This window comes from Streptomyces caeruleatus, assembly GCF_001514235.1.
Taxonomy (GTDB): domain Bacteria; phylum Actinomycetota; class Actinomycetes; order Streptomycetales; family Streptomycetaceae; genus Streptomyces; species Streptomyces caeruleatus.
Map to the genome: position 1 here is coordinate 23294 of NZ_KQ948951.1, position 16851 is coordinate 40144.

Consider the following 16851-nt stretch of genomic DNA (forward strand, 5'->3'; position numbering starts at 1 on the left):
TTCCCTTTCAGTGATCCCAACGCTAGCACCCGCGTTCGACAGCCGAGGAATCGCTGGGTAATTGCGGAGTATCAGTGGTCGGCGGAGTTACTCATACCCGGCGATGAGCCGTGGGTTGCCAGGTGTTATCTAGACTCCGCGCATGACTGATGAGGCCGGTCACAAAAAATCCACTTCCGTACCGGTGGCCTGGGTATTGTCGGCGAGAACCGGCGCCGGTCTGGCCGCTCGGGCGGCCAGACTGAGCGGGCAGGCGCGGTCGGATCCTGCGACGTCGGCGGCCGAGATCGGCGCGCGGCTCGTCGCCGGTGGCACGCCGTCCGGGGAGCGTGCGGTCGTCGTCGACGACACCCGGGAAGGGCTGCTCGCGGGGCTGGACGCGCTCGCCTCGGGCGAGGAGGCGCCCAACCTCCTCACCGGCAGGGGCGAGGCGGGCCGCCGGGCGGTGTTCGTGTTCCCCGGTCAGGGCACCGAGTGGCCCGGGATGGCCGCGGACCTGCTGCGCTCGGCGCCGGTGTTCGCCGACCGCGTCCGTGCCTGTGAGCAGGCACTGGCCCCCCACGTCGACTGGTCACTGGAAGAGGTGCTGACCGGCCGCGCGGGCGCGCCGTCGCTGGAGCGCGTCGACGTCCTGCAGCCCGTGCTGTTCGCGACCATGGTGTCGCTGGCGGCGCTGTGGCGGTCGTTCGGGGTCGAGCCGGCCGCCGTCGTCGGCCACTCCCAGGGCGAGATCGCCGCCGCGCACGTGGCGGGGGCGCTCTCGCTGGAGGACGCGGCGCGGCTGGTCGCCCTGCGCAGCCGGACGCTGGAGGCGATCCGCGGCGACGGGGCCATGGTCACGATCATGGGCTCCGGTGAGCAGGTGCGGGAGATGCTGGCGGGCTGGGAGGGGCGGCTGTGGGTGGCCGCCGTCAACGGGCCGGGCGCGTTGACGGTCTCCGGCGGCGTGGAGGACGTCCGCGCGTTCGAGTCGGCTCTGTCGGCCGCCCGGATCCTGCGGTGGCGGCTGCCGGGAGTCGACTTCGCCGCCCATTCCGGGCAGGTGGAGGCGGTCCGGGACGAGGTGCTGCGCCTGTCGAAGGAGACCTGCCCCCAGGACACCGGCGTCGCCTTCTACTCCACCGTCACCGCCGGGCGGATCGGACCGGCCGGGCTCGGCGGCGACTACTGGTACCGCAATCTCCGGGAGACGGTGCGGTTCCACAAAACGGTGTCGGCGCTCCTGGCGGACGGCTACGACACGTTCGTCGAGTGCGGTCCACAGCCGGTGCTCAACATCGGCCTCCAGGGGATCGCCGACGAGTCGGGGACCCCGGTGTCGCTTCTGGCGAGCCTGCGCCGCGACGAGGGGGGCATGCGGCGTTTCGTCACCGCGCTCGCGGACGCGTACGTGCACGGGTTGCCCGTCGACTGGCGGCGCCTCTACGGGGAGGCGGGGCAGGGGGCGCCGTGCTGAAACGGGAACGCCGTCCGTGCCTGCCGGTCGAGGGAGAGCAGTGCCCTGAGTCCCTCGGCGAGGGGGGCCAGCTGATCGGGGTACCACAGGGGCAGGCCGGGCGTCCCGGCGTCGTCGCCGGGCCCGGGGAGGGGCGCCCCTGTGCCGCGGGCGCAGTGGCGGAGGAACTCCTCCCGCTGACCGGGGGTCTGCCCGCTGATCCACAGGGCGTAGTTGGCGCTCTTGTGCGCGCATTCCTGGAGCGGGATGCGGGCGTGGGCCACATGGCGGTCGACGGGGTCGCGGAAGACGTAGTGCGGATCCTGGCAGGGCGCGTCGCCGTACGAGACGGACAGCAGGCCGCGGCGCACCAGGTCGGCGAGGTCGGCGCGGACCTCTTGCCGGTCCCGGCCGCCCGCCGCCGCCACCGCGTCGGCCCAGAACACGGTGTCGACGGTGGCGGCGTCCTGGAGCGTGACGCGCAGGGTGCCCGGCAGCCGGTCCAGCGCGGCTTCGGACCGCCATCGCAGGGTGGGGGGTACGGCGTGGACGAGGCGTTCGGCGTGCTTGTCGTACGCCGTGGGCTCACCGCCCCGCCGCAGGGCGTCCCGGATCAGCCGCACGTAGTCGTGGGCGACCCGGGGCAGACCCGCGCAGACCGGTACGAGCACGCAGCGCAGCGCGGTGAGCAGTTCGTCGAGGGTGCCGTCGTCGTCCACCGGGTGGGGGACGAGGACGGTGGGGCGCAGGAGACGGTCCCACAGGGTCTGCAGATCCCGGTCCGCGAGAGGCGGCACCGTCACCGTCGTGCCGTACAGCCAGGTCGTTCCCGCCGTGCGGCGCGTGTCGGCGATGACGAACGCCGAGGCGCCGCCGAAGGGTTGGGAGATCCGGTCGACGAAGTCCAGGACCAGGGGGTCGGCGTACTCCACGTCGTCGACGACCAGGACGAGCCGGCGCGCGTGGGCCATGGACTCCAGCAGGGTCATCAGGGTCTGTGGCCGGTCGGTGTCGCCGGTGCGGTCACGGTCCGGCGTGCGTTCCAGGAGGGGCAGGAGCGCGGCGCGGGTGCGCATCGCCTCGTCCGGGGTGCGCGCCACGGCGGCGGCCGTGCGGCCCAGTTTCGCCCGCGCCACGTCCGAGGGGTCCTGCGCGGTGATGCCGCAGCAGTCCCGCAGGGCGTGGGCCAGGGACCAGTCGTCCAGCACGGCGGGCAGCCGTACGACGGGCGGCGGCTCGTGGGCGTGACGTTGCCGGAGGGTCCGCAGGAGTTCCACGGCGAGGTGGGTCTTTCCCGTGCCGGGGTCCCCGACGAGGGAGACGAGGCGGGGTCCGGTCCCGGCGAGGAAGCGGTCCAACTCCGCGTCCAGTCGCCTCCGTTCCCAGTCGCGGCCGACCGTCGGCTGCGGGGCGGCCAGGTCGTGGCCGTAGGGCTGGACGCCGATCGCGCACCACACCACGCTCTGGATCTGCGCGCGGTGGTAGACGATCTTGGCCTCGGTGGCCCGTCGGGTCCGGTCGCAGACCCATATCTCGTCGCGGTGGACGTACGGCAGGAGCGAGGAGCACATCTCGCCGACCGTTCCGGTGACAGCCGGGGGTCCGCCGTCGGGCCTGGCGCGCACCACGGCGAGCCCCGAGGCGACGGCGACGAGTACCCCGCCGTCCGGTGCCGGGAAGGCGCCGGTCGTCCCGGCGTCGCGGTCGCCCCGGGTGAACCGGGCGCGCAGGGCCAGCGCGCACAGGACGGCGCGGTAGGGATCGTCGCCGTGGCAGGGGTCGGCGCCGAAGGCGACCTGCCAGTTGGCGCCCATCCGGGTCAGGAGGATCCCGCCGAAGCGGGCGACCTCTTCCTGAACCGCGGTGTGCATCTGCGTCTGCTTCTCCTCCACGGACTCGGGGAGGGTGCCCAGGTCCGTCCACTGCCACAGGACACGCACCTGCAGCACGGTGACCTGCCTGCGCTCCGTCGGGGGCCGGTGGGCGCGTCCGGGGGGCGGTGCGGCGGCGCCGGAACCGGGGAGCGGCCGCGGGGTGCCGGGGTCTCGGGCGGTGCATGCGAGCGCGTGGTCCGCGGCGGGGGCCGGACAGCGGGCCGGGGACCATACCGAGCCGGCGCCGGGCAACAGGAGGACGGGGTCGCGGGTGCGGATCGCGTGGTGGAGCCGTTGCAGTTCGGGGCCGGGTTCGATGCCGAACGCGAGTTCCAGTTCGGCGCACCGGCGTTCGTACATGTCCAGGGCCTCCGCCTGTCGGCCGCACCGGGCCAGGGCCATCATGCACAGGCCCAGCAGCCATTCGCGCCGCCCCTCGGCGCGGGTCAGCCGCTGGAGTTCCACCAGGACCTCTTCATGCCGGCCGCACATCAGTTCGACCTCGGCGTAGTCCTCGAAGGCGTCCAGGCAGGCGTTCTCGACGGCGTCCCGTTCGGGCCACGAGATACCGGCCTCGACCAGGTCCGCCAGCGTGTGCCCGCGGCGCAGGTCCAGCGCCTGGCGGAAGACCGCCGCCGCCCGTTCGGGGCCGCTGCCGGCCATCAGGGTGCGTCCGCGCCGCACCAGCGCGCCGAAACGTGTGACGTCGATCAGTTCCTCGTCCACTTTCAGCAGATATCCCGGAGCCCGGGTGAGCAATTCCACCGCGACTCCGTTCCGGTCGACCGAATGCCCGAAAAGCGTCTTGCGTATCTGCATCACGGAATTATGGAGAATCTTGCGGGCGGAAGCAGGCTCCTTTCCGTTCCACAATGCGGCGGTCAGAGCACTGCTCGAAACGACCTGATTGGGATGGAGCAGAAGATATCCGAGAACGGCGCGCCCCTTCGCTCCAGGAAGGGGAATCTCGCCGTTTTCAGCGATTACCCGAAGCGAACCCAGGACTTGAAACTCCACCATTCCGCCCTCCGCTCTCGGCTTCACATGCAGGTCGATGTTGAACATACAACTACCCCGGTCGGCACACCAGAACCCCCAGGTCAAGTCTCACCCAACCCTCCTCAGACATAATCCAAAATAAGCCGCTAACCAGGCAAAGCACTGCCCTGAATCCGGATTGCCTCCCAGTAATTTCACCATTCGTTCACCATGTATACCTTTACGTGCAAGCGGCTTAATCAGAGGCGTACCGAATCCCGAAAGACTCCTCACAAACCCAAGGAAGGACCCAGCACGTGGCAGACCAGACAGAGTTCTCCGCGGAACTGCTCACCTACCTCCGCGGCATCTCCCTGCGCGAGGACGACATCCTCGCCGACCTGCGCTCGAACACCCGGGAACTCCCCCTGGGACACACCATGCAGGTCATGCCCGAAGAGGGTCAGTTCCTCGGGTTTCTCGCCTCGCTCACCCAAGCCCGCACCATTGTCGAAATCGGCACCTTCACCGGCTACGCCGCTCTCTGCCTCGCCCGCGCCCTGCCCCCCGACGGCCGGCTCATCACCTGCGACACCAACCCCAAATGGCCCCGCTACGCCGCCCCCTACTGGAAGCGCGCCGGAGTCGACCACCTCATCGACGTCCGCATAGGCGACGCCCGCGACACCCTCAGCGCGCTCCTCGACGAACACGGTGAATCCACCGTCGACCTCGTCTTCATCGACGCCGACAAGACCGGCTACCACGACTACTACGAGAAAACCCTGCGGCTCCTGCGGCCGGGAGGGCTCGCCGTCCTCGACAACACCGCCCTCTTCGGCCGCGTCGCCGACCCCGCCGACCAGCACGAGGACACCACCGCCATCCGCGCCCTCAACGCCCTCCTCCACCGAGACCCCCGCGTCGACCTCTCGCTCCTGCCCATGGCCGACGGAATCACCCTCGCCCGCAAGCGCACCCCCTGAACACCTGGGGCGCCGACGCGCGGACCGGCGAGGCGGCGTGGGTGAGCGCCGCCTCGCCGGTCCGTGGGTGCGTCAGCAGCAGCGGCCGGCCGGCCGGCTCTCCTGCTGGGCGGCGCGCGGCACTTGGTACTCGCGGCGGGTCGGGACCGGTGCCAGGGGGTGGTGGAGCCGGTGCCGCCCGCAGTAGCGGTCGTACTCCGCCTCCCCGGTCAGCTCGCGCAGGTACCAGCGCACGGCGCGCGCCCGGCGGCGGAGCCTCACGAGTGGACTTCGGCGAGCGGTTCGGCGGGCTGGTCGGACACGTCGATGCGGGACTCGACGTAGGGCGCCTCGGTGGTCGGCATCGGGACACCGGAGCGCACCGCGCGCACGCAGACCACCGCCGCGTTGCCGAGCACCACGGTGACCAGTACCAGGAAGAGGGCGATGAGGACACCGTCGACGGTGGAGTTGGTGACGACGGTGTGCATGTCGGCCAGGTGCTTGGCCGGGGCGAGGACCTGTCCTGCGTCCAGGACGTCGGCGTACCGGGCCCGTTGGGTGAAGAAGCCGACCTTCGGGTCGTCGGAGAAGATCTTCTGCCAGCCGGCGGTGAAGGTGACCACGGTGATCCAGGCCAGCGGAACGCCCGTGACCCAGGCCCAGCGGGTCCGCCCGGACTTGATGAGGATCGTGGTGCAGACGGCGAGGGCGAGCGCCGCGAGGAGCTGGTTGGCGACACCGAAGAGCGCATAGAGGGTGCTGGAGCGGCTCGGCGGCCCGGGTGCCGTCTTCGACGGGGCGGCCCGGCGGATCGGCGGCGACGCGCTGCTGCTGACCCCGCACCAGCAACCGGGAGAACGTGGTGGCCGAGGCGTACTACGAGTTCTACCGGAAGTGGCGCAGGCTCCGGGACGCCAGGGCGGCGGAGGCGTATCTGCGCTCCACGGTCTGCAATCTCACCCGGATGCGGATACGGCACCTCCAGGTCGCCCGTAAGCATGTGGAGAACCCGCCCGAGGAGACCGTCGTCTCCGCCGAGAACGCGGCGCTGCTCCGCGACGACCAGCGCGTCCTGATCGGCGCGCTGCGGCAGTTGCCGGCTCGGCAGCGTGAGGCGCTCGTGCTGCGGCACTGGCTCGGGCTGAAGGAGAGCGAGATCGCCGCCGCGATGGGCATCTCCGGCGGTTCGGTGAAGACGCACACCGCGCGCGGCCTCGCCGCGCTGACCCAGGTGATGGAGGCCCGGCGATGAACCACACCGGCCGAAGCCGCACGGAGCGGGAGCTGACCGAGGCCCTGGCCGCCCTCGCCGGGGGGATCCAGGGCACCCCGGACGCCTACCGCACGGCGCGCGGCGGGTGGCTGCGCCGCGAACGCCGGCGCCGGTTCGTCGTCGCCGTAGTCGTCGCCGTAGTCTTCACGCTGGCCACGCTGATCGGGCTGTGGGTGCTGAACCGGGCGCCGGCGCACTCGGGGGTGATCTTCACCGGCACGGGCGCCTGTGTCCCGTACGGCGAAACGAACGGGGGCGTCAAGATCGCATCAGCAAGGTCCCTGGCCGGGACGTAGAGTCGCCGTGGGGGGAAAGAATCTGCGGCAGAGAAGATCATCAGGACATGTCTGCGGCCGAAAGAGCAAGGGATGCACTTTTTCATACTCGGTCCGTTGAAGGTAGTCGCCGACGACTCCCCCCTCTTCCTCACAGGAACCCACCAGCGCACAGCCCTCGGGCTATTGCTGCTGCGCATCAACCGCGTCGTCACCACCGACCGTCTCGTGACCGCCCTGTGGCGGAACAACCCTCCCGCGACGGCCGTCAAGATGGTGCACAAGGCGATGGCCAAGCTCCGCGCCCTGCTGGCCGGCGCGTCCTCCTCCGGCACCGGACCGGAACTCATCACCGGCGAGGGCGGCTACATGCTGCGTGTCGACCCCGCGCGACTCGACTGCACGCGCTTCTTCGCCCTGATCAGCCGGTCCCGGGAGGCGTACCTCACCGGATCCCCGGTAACGGCGACCCGTGCCCTCACGGAGGCCCTGACGCTGTCCCGGGGGTCCGTGCTGGAGGATCTGACCGAATCGGGCATGTCCTGGCCCGAGTTGCGCACTCTGGAACACCGGCGCCAGACCGTGCTGAAAGACATCTTCGACATCGCGCTGTCCTGTGGACGGCATCGCGACATCGTCGCCGACCTGGTCTCCCTGACCGAGGTCCAGATCCCCCATGAACGCCTGACCGGTCAGTGCATGGTGGCCCTGTACCGGTGCGGACGGCAGCTCGACGCCCTGGCCGTCTACCGCCGCACCCGGCTCGCGCTCGTCCGGCACCTCGACCGCGAGCCGGGCGAGGACCTGCGGAATCTCCATCTGCGCATCCTCAACCAGGACGCGTCCCTCGACTGGAACCCGGACAGCAGCCTCAAGTCGGCCGCCGGCGCCGGGTGAGGCCGCGCCCGCTTGCAGACACGATTCTTCGCCACCCTCTCGCGCCCGGCTTCCCGGCCGCCTGATCACGGCCGGGAAGCCGGGCGTTCACGGCCGGGAAGCCGGGCGTTCACGGCCGGGCTACCGGATGCTCCTCCACGAGGCTGGACGGGGCGACGAGCCTGAGGGTGTCCGGGAGCGCCCGCTGATCCGGGACGAGGTGAAGCCGGACGACGACGCCGTCGTCCTGCGGACCCGGCGCGAGGTGCCCCAGGCATGAACAGTCCTCCTCGGTGAACCCCGCCAACCGGTAGGTGATGTCCATCATCCTGTTGCGCTCGGTGCGGCGGAAGTCGGCCACCAGGTGCGCACCGGCCTCATGGGCCTTGCCGATGAGCCAGTTGAGGAAGGCGCCGCCGATCCCGAAGGACACCACCCGGCAGGACGTGGCCAGCAGCTTGAGGTGCCACACCCGCGCCTGGGTCCGCAGCAGCAGCACGCCGATCGCCCCGTGCGGGCCGAACCTGTCGGTCAGGGTGGCGACGAGGACGGCATGGCCGGGGTCGTCGATGAGCCCGCGCAGCACGTGGTCCGAATAGTGGACCCCGGTCGCGTTCATCTGGCTGGTCCGCAAGGTGAGTTCCTCGACCCGGGCCAGGTCCTCGGCGCTGGCGTGACCGATGCGCAGTTCCATGTCCAGGGTGCGCAGGAAGGCGCTGTCGGGTCCCGCGAAATCCTCCTGCGCGGCCTGCCGCCGGAAGCCTGCCTGGTACAGGGACCGGCGGTGGCGCGCGTCGGCGGTCGTCCGGGCCGGGGTGAACTCCGGCAGGCCGGGGAGGGAGAGGACCTGATCGTTGGAGTAGCAGCGGACCTCGGGGAGGTGGAAGGCCACCTCCGCGCGCTCGGCCGGCTGGTCGTCGACGAACGCCAGGGTGTTGTGGGCGAACCGGAGTTCCTCCGCGACGCGCCGGATCGACTCTGACTTCGGCCCCCAGCCGATCTTCGGGACGACGAAGTAGTCGGCGACGCCGAGCTCTTCGAGCCGGCGCCAGGCCAGGTCGTGGTCGTTCTTGCTGGCGACGGAGTGGAGTATGCCGCGTTCGTCGAGACGCTCCAGAACGTCCCGAACCGCCTTGTCGAAACGGACCCGGTCGTCTTCGAGCAGGGTGCCCTGCCACAAGGTGTTGTCGAGGTCCCACACCAGACACTTCACCAACGGCGGCGTGTCGCCGGACATCGCCTCTCCCCTCGCTCCTGAGTTCATGTCACCGGGACAGGGCGTGCTGTCCGAGGATCAGCTGGCAGATCTCGCTGCTGCCCTCGATGATCTCCATCAACTTCGCGTCGCGGTATGCGCGGGCCACCACGTGACCGTCCGTCGCCCCGGCCGAGGCGAGGACCTGCACGGCCGACGCCGCGCCCCGCACGGCGTGCACGGAACTGAGGTACTTGGCCAGCACAGTCGCCGTGACCTGGTCGGGGGCCCCGCCGTCCCAGCAGCGGCTGGCGTGCTCGCTGACCCGGGTCGCGGACTGTTCGGCCACCAGCAGTTCGGCCAGGTGCCGGACGACGAGCTGGTGTTCGGCCAGTGGCCGGCCGGACTGGTAGCGGGTACGGGCGTGCTCGGTGACCGCGTCCAGGCACGCGCGCAGGATGCCGACGCAGCCCCACGCCACGGACATCCGGCCGTAGGCGAGCGCCGTGGTGACCAGCAGGGGCAGCGGCTGCCCGCCACCGCCGAGCAGCGCGGACGACGGCAGCCGCACGGAGTCCAGCCGCACCGAGGCGTGTCCGGCGGCCCGGCAGCCCAGCGGGTCGGCGACCTTCTCGATCCGTACCCCGGGCGCGTCGGCGGGGACGACGACGACACCGGCGCCGTCGGTGCAGCGGCCGACGACCAGGACCAGGTCCGCGTAGCTCGCCCCGGTCACCCAGACCTTCGCGCCGTCGACGACCACCTCGTCCCCGCCCTCGGTGATCCGGGTGCCGATGGCGGACAGATCGCTGCCCGCCTCGGTCTCGCTGAAGGCGACCGCGGCGAGCTTGCCGCCGGTCAGCAGGGGCAGATAGGCCTGGCGCTGCCCCGCGTCGGCGAGCCGCTGGACGGTCCACGCGGCCATGCCCTGGGAGGTCATGACACTCCGCAGGGAACTGCACAGGCTGCCCACGTACGCGGTCAGCTCGCCGTTGCGCTCGCTGGTGTACCCGCGTCCGGTGTAACGCTCGGGGACCTGGGCGCACAGCAGGCCCTGCCGGCCCAGTTCCCGCAGCACGGCCGTGGGAATCTCCCCGGCGAGGTCCCAGACCCCGGGCCGGTCACCGACGAGACCGGCGATCAGTGCCCGTTCGCCGGTCTCCTCGGTGACGCCGGTGCTCATGACCGGAGCCGGGTGACGAGTCCTGCCATGGAACGGGCGCTGCGGAAGTTGTCGAGTTTCAGGTCCTGGCCCTCGATCATCACGCCGAACGTCTGCTCCAGGTGGACGACGAGTTCCATGGCGAACATCGAGTTGGCGAGGCCCGTGGCGAACAGGTCGTCGTCCGGTGCCACCTCGACCTTCAGTTTGTCGTGGAGGTAGCGCGTCAGAGAGGCGGAGATCTCCGCCTCGTCCGCCGAGGCGGTTTCCGTGTCGCTCACTTCAGACCCTCTCCGTAGTCGTAGAACCCCCGGCCCGTCTTGCGTCCGAGGTCGCCGGCGCGCACCTTCTCCAGAAGCAGCACGCAGGGTTTGCTGCGTTCGTCACCGGTCCGCAGGTGCAGGGCGGTGAGCGCATCGGCGAGGTTGTCGAGGCCGATCAGGTCGGCCGTGCGCAGCGGTCCGGTCGGGTGGCCCAGGCAGCCCCGCATCAGCTGGTCGACCGCCTCGGCCGAGGCGGTGCCCTCGGCGACGACCCGGATCGCGTCGTTGATCATCGGGTGCAGGAGCCGGCTGGTGACGAACCCGGGCGCGTCGCGTATCACCACGGGCTGCCGCGCGAGCCCGGTGAGCAGCCGTTCGGTGGCCGCGAGGGTTGTGTCTGCGGTGCGCGGGCCCCGGCTCACCTCGACCATCTTGATCAGGTACGGGGGGTTCATGAAGTGCGTACCGATGACGTCGCCGGGGCGGGGCAGGCCGTCGGCCAGTTCGTCGACGGGGATGCCGGAGGTGTTCGTCAGCAGCGGTGTGCCGGGGGTGACCGCCTCGGCGGCCGTCGCCAGCGCCTTCGCCTTGGCGGCGAAGTCCTCGGTGACGGCCTCGACGACGGCCGTGACACCGGCGAGGTCCTCGGGAGAGGTGCTGAGGACCAGCTCGCCCCGGGGGACCCCGGCGGGCAGCGCCGCGACCAGACCGGCGTGCCGCACCTGGTGGGCGACGGCGGCCCGCGCACGCTCCAGCGCCTGCGGATCCGTGTCCATGAGCACCACGGGCACCCCGTGCCCGACAGCGAGCGCGGCGATGCCCGAACCCATGACGCCGGCGCCCAGGATGCCCAGTTGGTATGTCTCCGACTCCGTGCCCACGTGACCACCGTTCCGCGCGCGAACCAGCAGGATTCGCTACGCAGTCAACACACTCACGCGCCCCCACCGATCGCGCTGGAGTCACAAAGCGGGACGCCAAGTCTGAGTAGCCGTCCCAAGACCGACGCGGGGCAGCCGGAGGGCTGCGGGGGCGGCGGCTTTGAAGGGTGGGCGGGGGCGGGTCGGGGGGCAGTTCCGGCTTCAAGGAGCGGGCCGGGGCGCGTTGGGGGTAGTTCCGGGACGGCGGCTTCGAGGAGCGGGGCGATGGGAGGGCAGCGGCTTCGAGGAGCGGGGCGGGGGGGGACGGCGGCGGCTTCGAGGAGCGGGGCGGGGGGACGGGCGTACGCGCGAGGACGCGTCGGGGGTGGCCGCGGGACAGCGGCGGCCGACTTCGGGCGGTGTCGGTACCGGGCGTCTCCGGCGCCTGCGTGACGTAGCGGCTCCGGGACGGCGGCCGGCTTCCGGCGACACCCGCGCGAACAGCGAGCCTGACCGCCGAACCGCTCAACCCACCTACCGCAGCGCACCCGACACCGCGAGCGACTCCGCAACGGCCGCCCACTCCCGGCGACACCCGCGCAAGCGGCGAGCCTGACCGCCGAACCGCTCAACCCACCTACCGCAGCGCACCCGACACCGGGAGCGACTCCGCAACGGCCGCCCACTCCCGGCGACACCCACGCAAGCGGCGAGCCTGACCGCCGGACCGCTCGACGCCCCTGCCGCAGCGCACCCGGCATCGGACGCCGTCCGGTGGGCCGGGGAGCCGCTTCGCCGGTGGCGGTCAGAAGAGTGACATGCCTTCACCGCTGGTGTCGGCGATGACGGGGCGGGGCTCGGTGGGGAGGTCGTCCAGGCGGTCGGGGCCGGCTTCGGCGGCCACGGCGGGGGCGGTCTCGGCGAGCCAGGTGCGGAACCGCTCGACGGGCTCCCGGTAGGGCACCCGTGCCAGGACGCGGTGTTCGCCAGAGGGGCAGAGGTCGACGGAGACGGTAAGCAGGCAGGATCGGGGGGCGTTCTGACTGCCCGTCCACGAGACGCGCAGCACTCCGCAGGGTTTGCGCCCTCCGGAGCCCGGGTGGGTGGGGTGCAGGGCGCGGCTGGCTGTGTGGGCGGTCATGCGGCGAGGCGGGGCAGCGGCAGGGTGGTGCGGGTGCGACAGCCCGGACAGCGGTGCCAGTGGCGCAGCCAGCCGGCCGCGTCGGTGTCGAAGAGGCGCCGGTAGCGGCCGGCGACGCGGATGTCGTTGCCGTACAGGTGGTCGGGGCGCTCCAGCGTGTTGCAGGACGGGCAGACCGGGGCCGCGGACGTACCCGTGTTCATGGCAGTGATCCAGTACGGCGGTCGGCGCCGCACCGCAGACGGCACACAGCCACCCGGCCACCTGACGGGAGGTTCCGGGCTTGCGCCTCAGCGCCGAGTACAGCTGACCTCGCAGTTCGTCCCGGTACGGGCGCTGCGGGACGGCTGGACCGTGCACGTCCGTCACAGGCTGACGGCCCTGCCAACTGGGACGACGGTCTGGGCTCATCACCGCCCTGCCCTCCGGGGCGCTCCTCCTCCAGTTCCCGGCAGATGCGCCGACGCCAACCGCGCAGGGTGCCGACCGTACGCCCCTGCTCCGGCACACCCCGGAACGGACCGATACGGACCAGGTCCCGTACGTCCGTCTCCACCGCGTTCCACACCGCCGCCGGCCGCCGCACCTCGGCCTCCGATGCGCATGAGGGTGCAGCTCCTAAGGGTGATGCCAAAAACAAATCCTCGGCCTCGGCCGCATCGGCGCCTTCCACGCCGAGACCCTCTCCGGACTCGACGCCGTCGACTCCCTCGTCCTGACCGACCCGTTCGCCGATGCCGCGAAGGCCGCCGCCGAGAGGTTCGGCGGGGACGTCGTCGACTCGCCCGAGGACGCTGCTCGCGGCGGGTGTGGACGGCATTGTCGTGGCCGCCGCGACCGACGCGCACCCGGCGCCGATCCGCGCGGGTGTCGAGGCCGGCATCCCGGTCTTCTGCGAGAAGCCGGTCGCGAGGACCATGGCCGAGGGCGTCGAGGTCCTCAAGGCCGTCCAGGACAGCGGGGTGCCGATCCAGATCGGCTACAACCGGCGCTTCGACACCGGGTTCGTCGCCGCGCGCGGCCGTCCGGGCGGGTGAGCTGGGCACGCCGCACACGGTCCGCTCAACGACCCTGGACCCGGCTCCGCCGCCCGCCGCGTACGTCGCCGCGTCCGGCGGTATCTTCCGGGACTGTTCCGTACACGACTTCGACATCATCCGCTGCGGGACGGGCCGCGAGGTCACCGAGGTGTACGCCGTCGGCGGCAACCGGGGCGCGGACTACATCAAGGAGGCGGGGGACGCCGACACGACCGGCGCGATCCCCACCCTCGACGACGGCACCATCGCCGTCGTCTCCAACTCCCGGCACAACGGCCGCGGTTACGACGTCCGCATGGAGATCCACGGCTTCACGGACTCCATCGCGGTGGGCCTGGAGGACAAGCTGCCGCTCCGGCCGGTGGAGCCCGGCGTGACCTTCCCGTCCGGCACCCCGCACGACTTCTTCATGGACCGCTTCACGGCGGCGTACCGCGCGGAGCTGACCGCGTTCACCGAGGTCGTGACGGGTACTCGCCCGTCCCCCTGCACGATCGAGGACGCTCTGGAGGCGGGCTGGATCGCGGAGGCGTGCACGCTGTCGCTGCATGAGCACCGTCCGGTGACGATCGCGGAGGTGCGGGGGCCTGAGAGGGCCGGACGACGCGCCGGTGCCGTGCCCCTCGCTCTCCCGCCAGGGGCACGGCACCAAAAGCTCCACTGCTCACTCTTCAAAGATGCTGATGGCCCGGACCGGGCAGACGCGGACGGCCTCCCGCACGAGCGGGTCCCCGGCGCCGTCCTCGCGGCCCGGCAGCAGCTCGCTGAGCCCTTCGTCGTTCTGGGTGAAGACACCGGGTGCGGTCCGGGCGCACTGGGCCGCGCCGACACAGGTGTCCTGATCGATCTCGATACGCATGTCGGCCAACCTCTACCAGGTCACGGGAAGTTCGAGCATTCCCTGAATGGTGTCGCCCGGCTTGAAGGGGATCTCCTCCGCGGGCGCGTCCAGCCTCAGGTCGGGCAGCCGTTCGAAGAGTGTCCGCAGCGCGATCTCCATCTCGGCCCGCGCCAGGTTCTGCCCGAGACACTGGTGAACGCCGAAGCCGAACCCCAGGTGCTGACGGACCGGGCGGTGCCAGTCCAGCTCGTCGGGATTGTCGAAGACCTCGGTGTCGCGGTTGATGAGGGACGGCGCGAACACGAGCCCCTCGCCGGCCTTGATCGTCGTACCGGCGATCTCGATGTCCTCCAGGGCCAGCCGCAGGAGCCCGTCCGCGATGGCCAGAAACCGCATCAGCTCGTCCACCGCGGCGGGCCACAGGGACGGGTCGGCGCGCAGTTCGGCCAGTTTGTCCGGGTGCTGGAGCAGGGTGAAGGTGCCGAGCGAGAGCATGTTCGCCGTCGTCTCGTGCCCGGCCACCAGCAGGATGAACGCCAGGGCGACCAGGTCGGCCCGCTCCATCTCCCCTTCGACCATCTGCGTCCGGATCAGGTCGTCGAGCAGTCCGTCACCGGGTGTCACCTGTTTGCGGTCGATCAACTCGCCGAGGTACGTGTCAAGTTGGGAGCCCGCGTCGAAGGCGTCCTCGGGCAGGCCACGCGACATCCTGCGGCACTGCGTCTCGAAGAACTCGTGGTCCTCGTACGGGACGCCGAGCAGCGAGCAGATCACCATCGACGGCACGGGCAGCGCGAAGGCGCTCACCAGTTCGGCCGACGGGCCCTGGGCCACCATCGCGTCGAGCAGCTCGTCGACGGTTCGCTGGATCTGCGGTCGGAGTTCGGCCGTCCGCTTGAGTGTGAAGCTCGGGATCAGCGTCCGTCGTTGGGCGGCGTGCTCGGGATCGTCTATGCCGCACACCGTCGGACGGCGGTCCCGGACGCCCGTCGCGAAACGCGGGTCGGGGATCGGGAAGCCGTCGCGCCACGCCTCGACGGACACGCGCTGGTCGACCATCAGTTCGCGGGCCACGGTGTGGCCGGTGACCGCCCACACCTCGCGGCCGTCGTACAGGGTGATCCGCGACAGCGGCCGTGCCAGCGCGTCGTAGGCGCCGGGCGGGTGAAAGGGGCAGGTACGGTTCTGAGGAAAGGGCAAAGCGGCGGATTGCGTCATCGATGACCTCGCAAGCGAAGGGCTCCCCTACTGGTTCGTCATTAGATCCGCGAACCGTTGCGGCCGATCGCGCTGGAGTCACAAACCGGGGCGGCAAGTCTGAGCAGTCAGCCCAAGACCGCGAGCGGTGCGGCCCCTCCCCTCCCGATCCTGCTCCCATGCCCGCACCCATCACCCCCGCCCGCATCACCGACCTCCACGAAGTCCTCGCGGCCTACCCCCGCTACTGGGGCGACCGCGACCTGCGCGCACTCCATCTCCGCGCGCTGGTGCAGGAGTTCCCGGAGACCTGCCTCGTGGCCCGCGCCGAGGACGGGACCCGGGGGTATGTGATCGGCTTCATGACGCCGGGCGGTACGGGCTACGTGCACCTCATCGCGGTGCGTGACGACACGAAGGGAACCGGGCTGGGCCGGGCGCTGTACGAGGCGTTCAGCGAGGCCGCGCGGCGGCAGGGCGCTGTGCGGTTGAAGGCGATCACGAGCACCGGCAACACGGGATCGGTGGCGTTTCACAAGTCGCTCGGGTTCGAGGCGAGCGTGGTGGACGACTACAACGGCCCCGGTGAGCCGATGGTCCGAGAGGGCAGCACCTCCGCCAGCCCGTACCCGGATCTTCGCCTGGATCAGCCAGGCGTGCGCGGCAGCCGCCGGGGTCTTGGCGGTGTTGAAGACATAGCCCGGCATGTAGTCCCGGAACACGAGGGTTGCGGCGCGGATCCTTCAAACCCTCAGCAGCGGCTGCTGTGGATGTCCACCAACGCGCCCGCAGGCGTTGAGAGTCAGAGCTCGGGGTGCTGTCCCCAGGCCGATGACTGTCGTGAGCGACACGGACGAATCCGCGCACGCCGGCCATCCGCCGCGCCGTCAACCCGGGTGGGTGCGTGCCCACTTGGGCACTGTGCGGTGATCAGTTACTCGCTTCCTCGTTCGCCGACGTCATGGGGTCTTCCTCGGTGAGCCGGCCGGCGAGCCGCTGAATCGCGGATCGGATGCCCTGGCCGTAGCCGTCGTCGTCGAGCGCATCGAGGTGCTCCTGCGCCTGGGTCAGGTGCGTGCGAGCCTGCGTGGTGTCTCCGAGTTTGTGGAAGTCCGCGGCGAGGTTGAGATGCAGGGACGGGTAGAACCCGCGGATGGCCAAGGCCGAGTCGTGCTGCTTGGCCCGCTCGTCGGTCACCGAGGCGGCGGCGTCCAAGGCACGCAGATCCCAGTCCAGTTCGTCCTGCGGGTCCGGCTGAAGATCGGCCATGTAGTGGGCGAGGACGCAGCGGTGGAAAGGGTCTCCGTCCGGGGCGATCTCTTCCCAGATCTCGGCGAACCGTTGCCGAGCACCGGAGCTGTCGCCCGCGTGCTGCAGCACCATGGCTTCCTCGATGCGCTTCATGGTCATGTCCTCGGTGGGCACGGCAGCCTCTCCGTCGCTTGTCACTGATCGCGTGGAAGCGTAGGGGCA

At 71.0% G+C, this 16851-nt stretch carries 15 protein-coding genes and 4 pseudogenes; 7 read left to right on the forward strand and 12 right to left on the reverse strand.

Annotated elements, in window-relative coordinates:
- The first annotated feature begins 196 nt into the window (after positions 1 to 196).
- Complete coding sequence (locus tag AQJ67_RS43380; protein ID WP_244190800.1) at positions 197 to 1456, forward strand: acyltransferase domain-containing protein; 1260 nt, start codon at positions 197 to 199, stop codon at positions 1454 to 1456.
- Here AQJ67_RS43380 and AQJ67_RS43385 read toward each other — a convergent pair.
- The gene (locus tag AQJ67_RS43385) at positions 1423 to 4128 is read right to left on the reverse strand and encodes a BTAD domain-containing putative transcriptional regulator (RefSeq protein ID WP_159058941.1); all 2706 of its coding nucleotides are present in this window, start codon (positions 4126 to 4128) and stop codon (positions 1423 to 1425) included. The genes AQJ67_RS43380 and AQJ67_RS43385 overlap by 34 nt on opposite strands.
- 476 nt (positions 4129 to 4604) lie before the next feature.
- Between AQJ67_RS43385 and AQJ67_RS43390 the strand changes: the two genes are divergently transcribed.
- A complete protein-coding gene (locus AQJ67_RS43390; protein ID WP_062725572.1) occupies positions 4605 to 5273 on the forward strand; it encodes an O-methyltransferase in 669 nt (222 codons plus the stop codon).
- A 72-nt stretch (positions 5274 to 5345) separates the two neighbouring features.
- Here the strand turns inward: AQJ67_RS43390 and AQJ67_RS43395 are convergent, their stop codons facing one another.
- Both AQJ67_RS43395 and AQJ67_RS46445 read right to left on the reverse strand, forming a co-directional pair.
- Positions 5346 to 5534 (reverse strand): YbdD/YjiX family protein, encoded by a 189-nt coding sequence (locus tag AQJ67_RS43395; protein ID WP_062725574.1) that lies wholly within the window; start codon positions 5532 to 5534, stop codon positions 5346 to 5348.
- Positions 5531 to 6010, reverse strand: a pseudogene (locus AQJ67_RS46445) (carbon starvation CstA family protein); the annotation flags it as partial. The pseudogene AQJ67_RS46445 and the gene AQJ67_RS43395, both read right to left, overlap by 4 nt.
- A 98-nt stretch (positions 6011 to 6108) precedes the next feature.
- Between AQJ67_RS46445 and AQJ67_RS43405 the strand changes: the two are divergent.
- The 3 genes and pseudogenes from AQJ67_RS43405 to AQJ67_RS43415 all read left to right on the forward strand — a co-directional run.
- Positions 6109 to 6507 (forward strand): annotated as a pseudogene (locus AQJ67_RS43405) (sigma-70 family RNA polymerase sigma factor); the annotation flags it as partial.
- A complete protein-coding gene (locus AQJ67_RS43410; RefSeq protein ID WP_062725578.1) occupies positions 6504 to 6824 on the forward strand; it encodes a hypothetical protein in 321 nt (106 codons plus the stop codon). The pseudogene AQJ67_RS43405 and the gene AQJ67_RS43410, both read left to right, overlap by 4 nt.
- A gap of 96 nt (positions 6825 to 6920) precedes the next feature.
- A complete protein-coding gene (locus AQJ67_RS43415) occupies positions 6921 to 7700 on the forward strand; it encodes an AfsR/SARP family transcriptional regulator (RefSeq protein ID WP_159058942.1) in 780 nt (259 codons plus the stop codon).
- Positions 7701 to 7809: 109 nt separating this feature from the next.
- On the opposite strand, the gene AQJ67_RS43420 is transcribed toward AQJ67_RS43415, so the two are convergent.
- The 6 genes from AQJ67_RS43420 to AQJ67_RS50035 all read right to left on the reverse strand — a co-directional run bounded on the left by AQJ67_RS43420 (position 7810) and on the right by AQJ67_RS50035 (position 12503).
- Positions 7810 to 8916: an HAD-IIIC family phosphatase gene (locus AQJ67_RS43420; RefSeq protein WP_062725582.1), complete on the reverse strand. Its 1107-nt coding sequence runs from the start codon at positions 8914 to 8916 to the stop codon at positions 7810 to 7812.
- Positions 8917 to 8944: 28 nt separating this feature from the next.
- Positions 8945 to 10057 (reverse strand): acyl-CoA dehydrogenase family protein, encoded by a 1113-nt coding sequence (locus AQJ67_RS43425; protein WP_062725584.1) that lies wholly within the window; start codon positions 10055 to 10057, stop codon positions 8945 to 8947.
- Positions 10054 to 10317 carry an acyl carrier protein gene (locus AQJ67_RS43430; protein ID WP_062725586.1) on the reverse strand — a complete coding sequence of 88 codons (264 nt, stop codon included), beginning with the start codon at positions 10315 to 10317 and terminating at the stop codon, positions 10054 to 10056. Before AQJ67_RS43430 ends, AQJ67_RS43425 begins: the two co-directional genes overlap by 4 nt.
- Positions 10314 to 11180, reverse strand: a complete 867-nt coding sequence (locus AQJ67_RS43435; protein WP_062725588.1) for a 3-hydroxyacyl-CoA dehydrogenase family protein — start codon at positions 11178 to 11180, stop codon at positions 10314 to 10316. Before AQJ67_RS43435 ends, AQJ67_RS43430 begins: the two co-directional genes overlap by 4 nt.
- 784 nt (positions 11181 to 11964) lie before the next feature.
- A complete protein-coding gene (locus AQJ67_RS50030) occupies positions 11965 to 12300 on the reverse strand; it encodes a hypothetical protein (protein WP_244190801.1) in 336 nt (111 codons plus the stop codon).
- Entirely contained in the window at positions 12297 to 12503 is a 207-nt protein-coding gene (locus AQJ67_RS50035) for a hypothetical protein (protein WP_244190802.1), read from the reverse strand. Before AQJ67_RS50035 ends, AQJ67_RS50030 begins: the two co-directional genes overlap by 4 nt.
- A gap of 437 nt (positions 12504 to 12940) precedes the next feature.
- On the opposite strand from AQJ67_RS50035, the pseudogene AQJ67_RS43445 reads away from it, so the two are divergent.
- Positions 12941 to 13923, forward strand: a pseudogene (locus AQJ67_RS43445) (Gfo/Idh/MocA family protein); the annotation flags it as partial.
- 81 nt (positions 13924 to 14004) lie between these two features.
- Here AQJ67_RS43445 and AQJ67_RS43450 read toward each other — a convergent pair.
- Complete coding sequence (locus tag AQJ67_RS43450) at positions 14005 to 14199, reverse strand: ferredoxin (protein WP_062725590.1); 195 nt, start codon at positions 14197 to 14199, stop codon at positions 14005 to 14007.
- A gap of 12 nt (positions 14200 to 14211) precedes the next feature.
- Positions 14212 to 15399, reverse strand: a complete 1188-nt coding sequence (locus AQJ67_RS43455; protein ID WP_062725592.1) for a cytochrome P450 — start codon at positions 15397 to 15399, stop codon at positions 14212 to 14214.
- A gap of 158 nt (positions 15400 to 15557) precedes the next feature.
- Here AQJ67_RS43455 and AQJ67_RS50040 point away from each other — a divergent pair.
- Positions 15558 to 15977 (forward strand): annotated as a pseudogene (locus AQJ67_RS50040) (N-acetyltransferase family protein); the annotation flags it as partial.
- 331 nt (positions 15978 to 16308) lie between these two features.
- Here the strand turns inward: AQJ67_RS50040 and AQJ67_RS43465 are convergent.
- Positions 16309 to 16788: a hypothetical protein gene (locus tag AQJ67_RS43465; protein ID WP_425264227.1), complete on the reverse strand. Its 480-nt coding sequence runs from the start codon at positions 16786 to 16788 to the stop codon at positions 16309 to 16311.
- Positions 16789 to 16851 lie beyond the last annotated feature (63 nt).

Coding starts and splice junctions, on each gene's coding strand:
- AQJ67_RS43410 (WP_062725578.1), top strand. CDS start 6,504: ATGAACCACACCGGCCGAAGCCGCACGGAGCGGGAGCTGACCGAGGCC.
- AQJ67_RS43385 (WP_159058941.1), bottom strand. CDS start 4,128: ATGCAGATACGCAAGACGCTTTTCGGGCATTCGGTCGACCGGAACGGA.
- AQJ67_RS50030 (WP_244190801.1), bottom strand. CDS start 12,300: ATGACCGCCCACACAGCCAGCCGCGCCCTGCACCCCACCCACCCGGGC.
- AQJ67_RS43425 (WP_062725584.1), bottom strand. CDS start 10,057: ATGAGCACCGGCGTCACCGAGGAGACCGGCGAACGGGCACTGATCGCC.
- AQJ67_RS43455 (WP_062725592.1), bottom strand. CDS start 15,399: ATGACGCAATCCGCCGCTTTGCCCTTTCCTCAGAACCGTACCTGCCCC.
- AQJ67_RS50035 (WP_244190802.1), bottom strand. CDS start 12,503: ATGAACACGGGTACGTCCGCGGCCCCGGTCTGCCCGTCCTGCAACACG.
- AQJ67_RS43465 (WP_425264227.1), bottom strand. CDS start 16,788: ATGACCATGAAGCGCATCGAGGAAGCCATGGTGCTGCAGCACGCGGGC.
- AQJ67_RS43420 (WP_062725582.1), bottom strand. CDS start 8,916: ATGTCCGGCGACACGCCGCCGTTGGTGAAGTGTCTGGTGTGGGACCTC.
- AQJ67_RS43450 (WP_062725590.1), bottom strand. CDS start 14,199: ATGCGTATCGAGATCGATCAGGACACCTGTGTCGGCGCGGCCCAGTGC.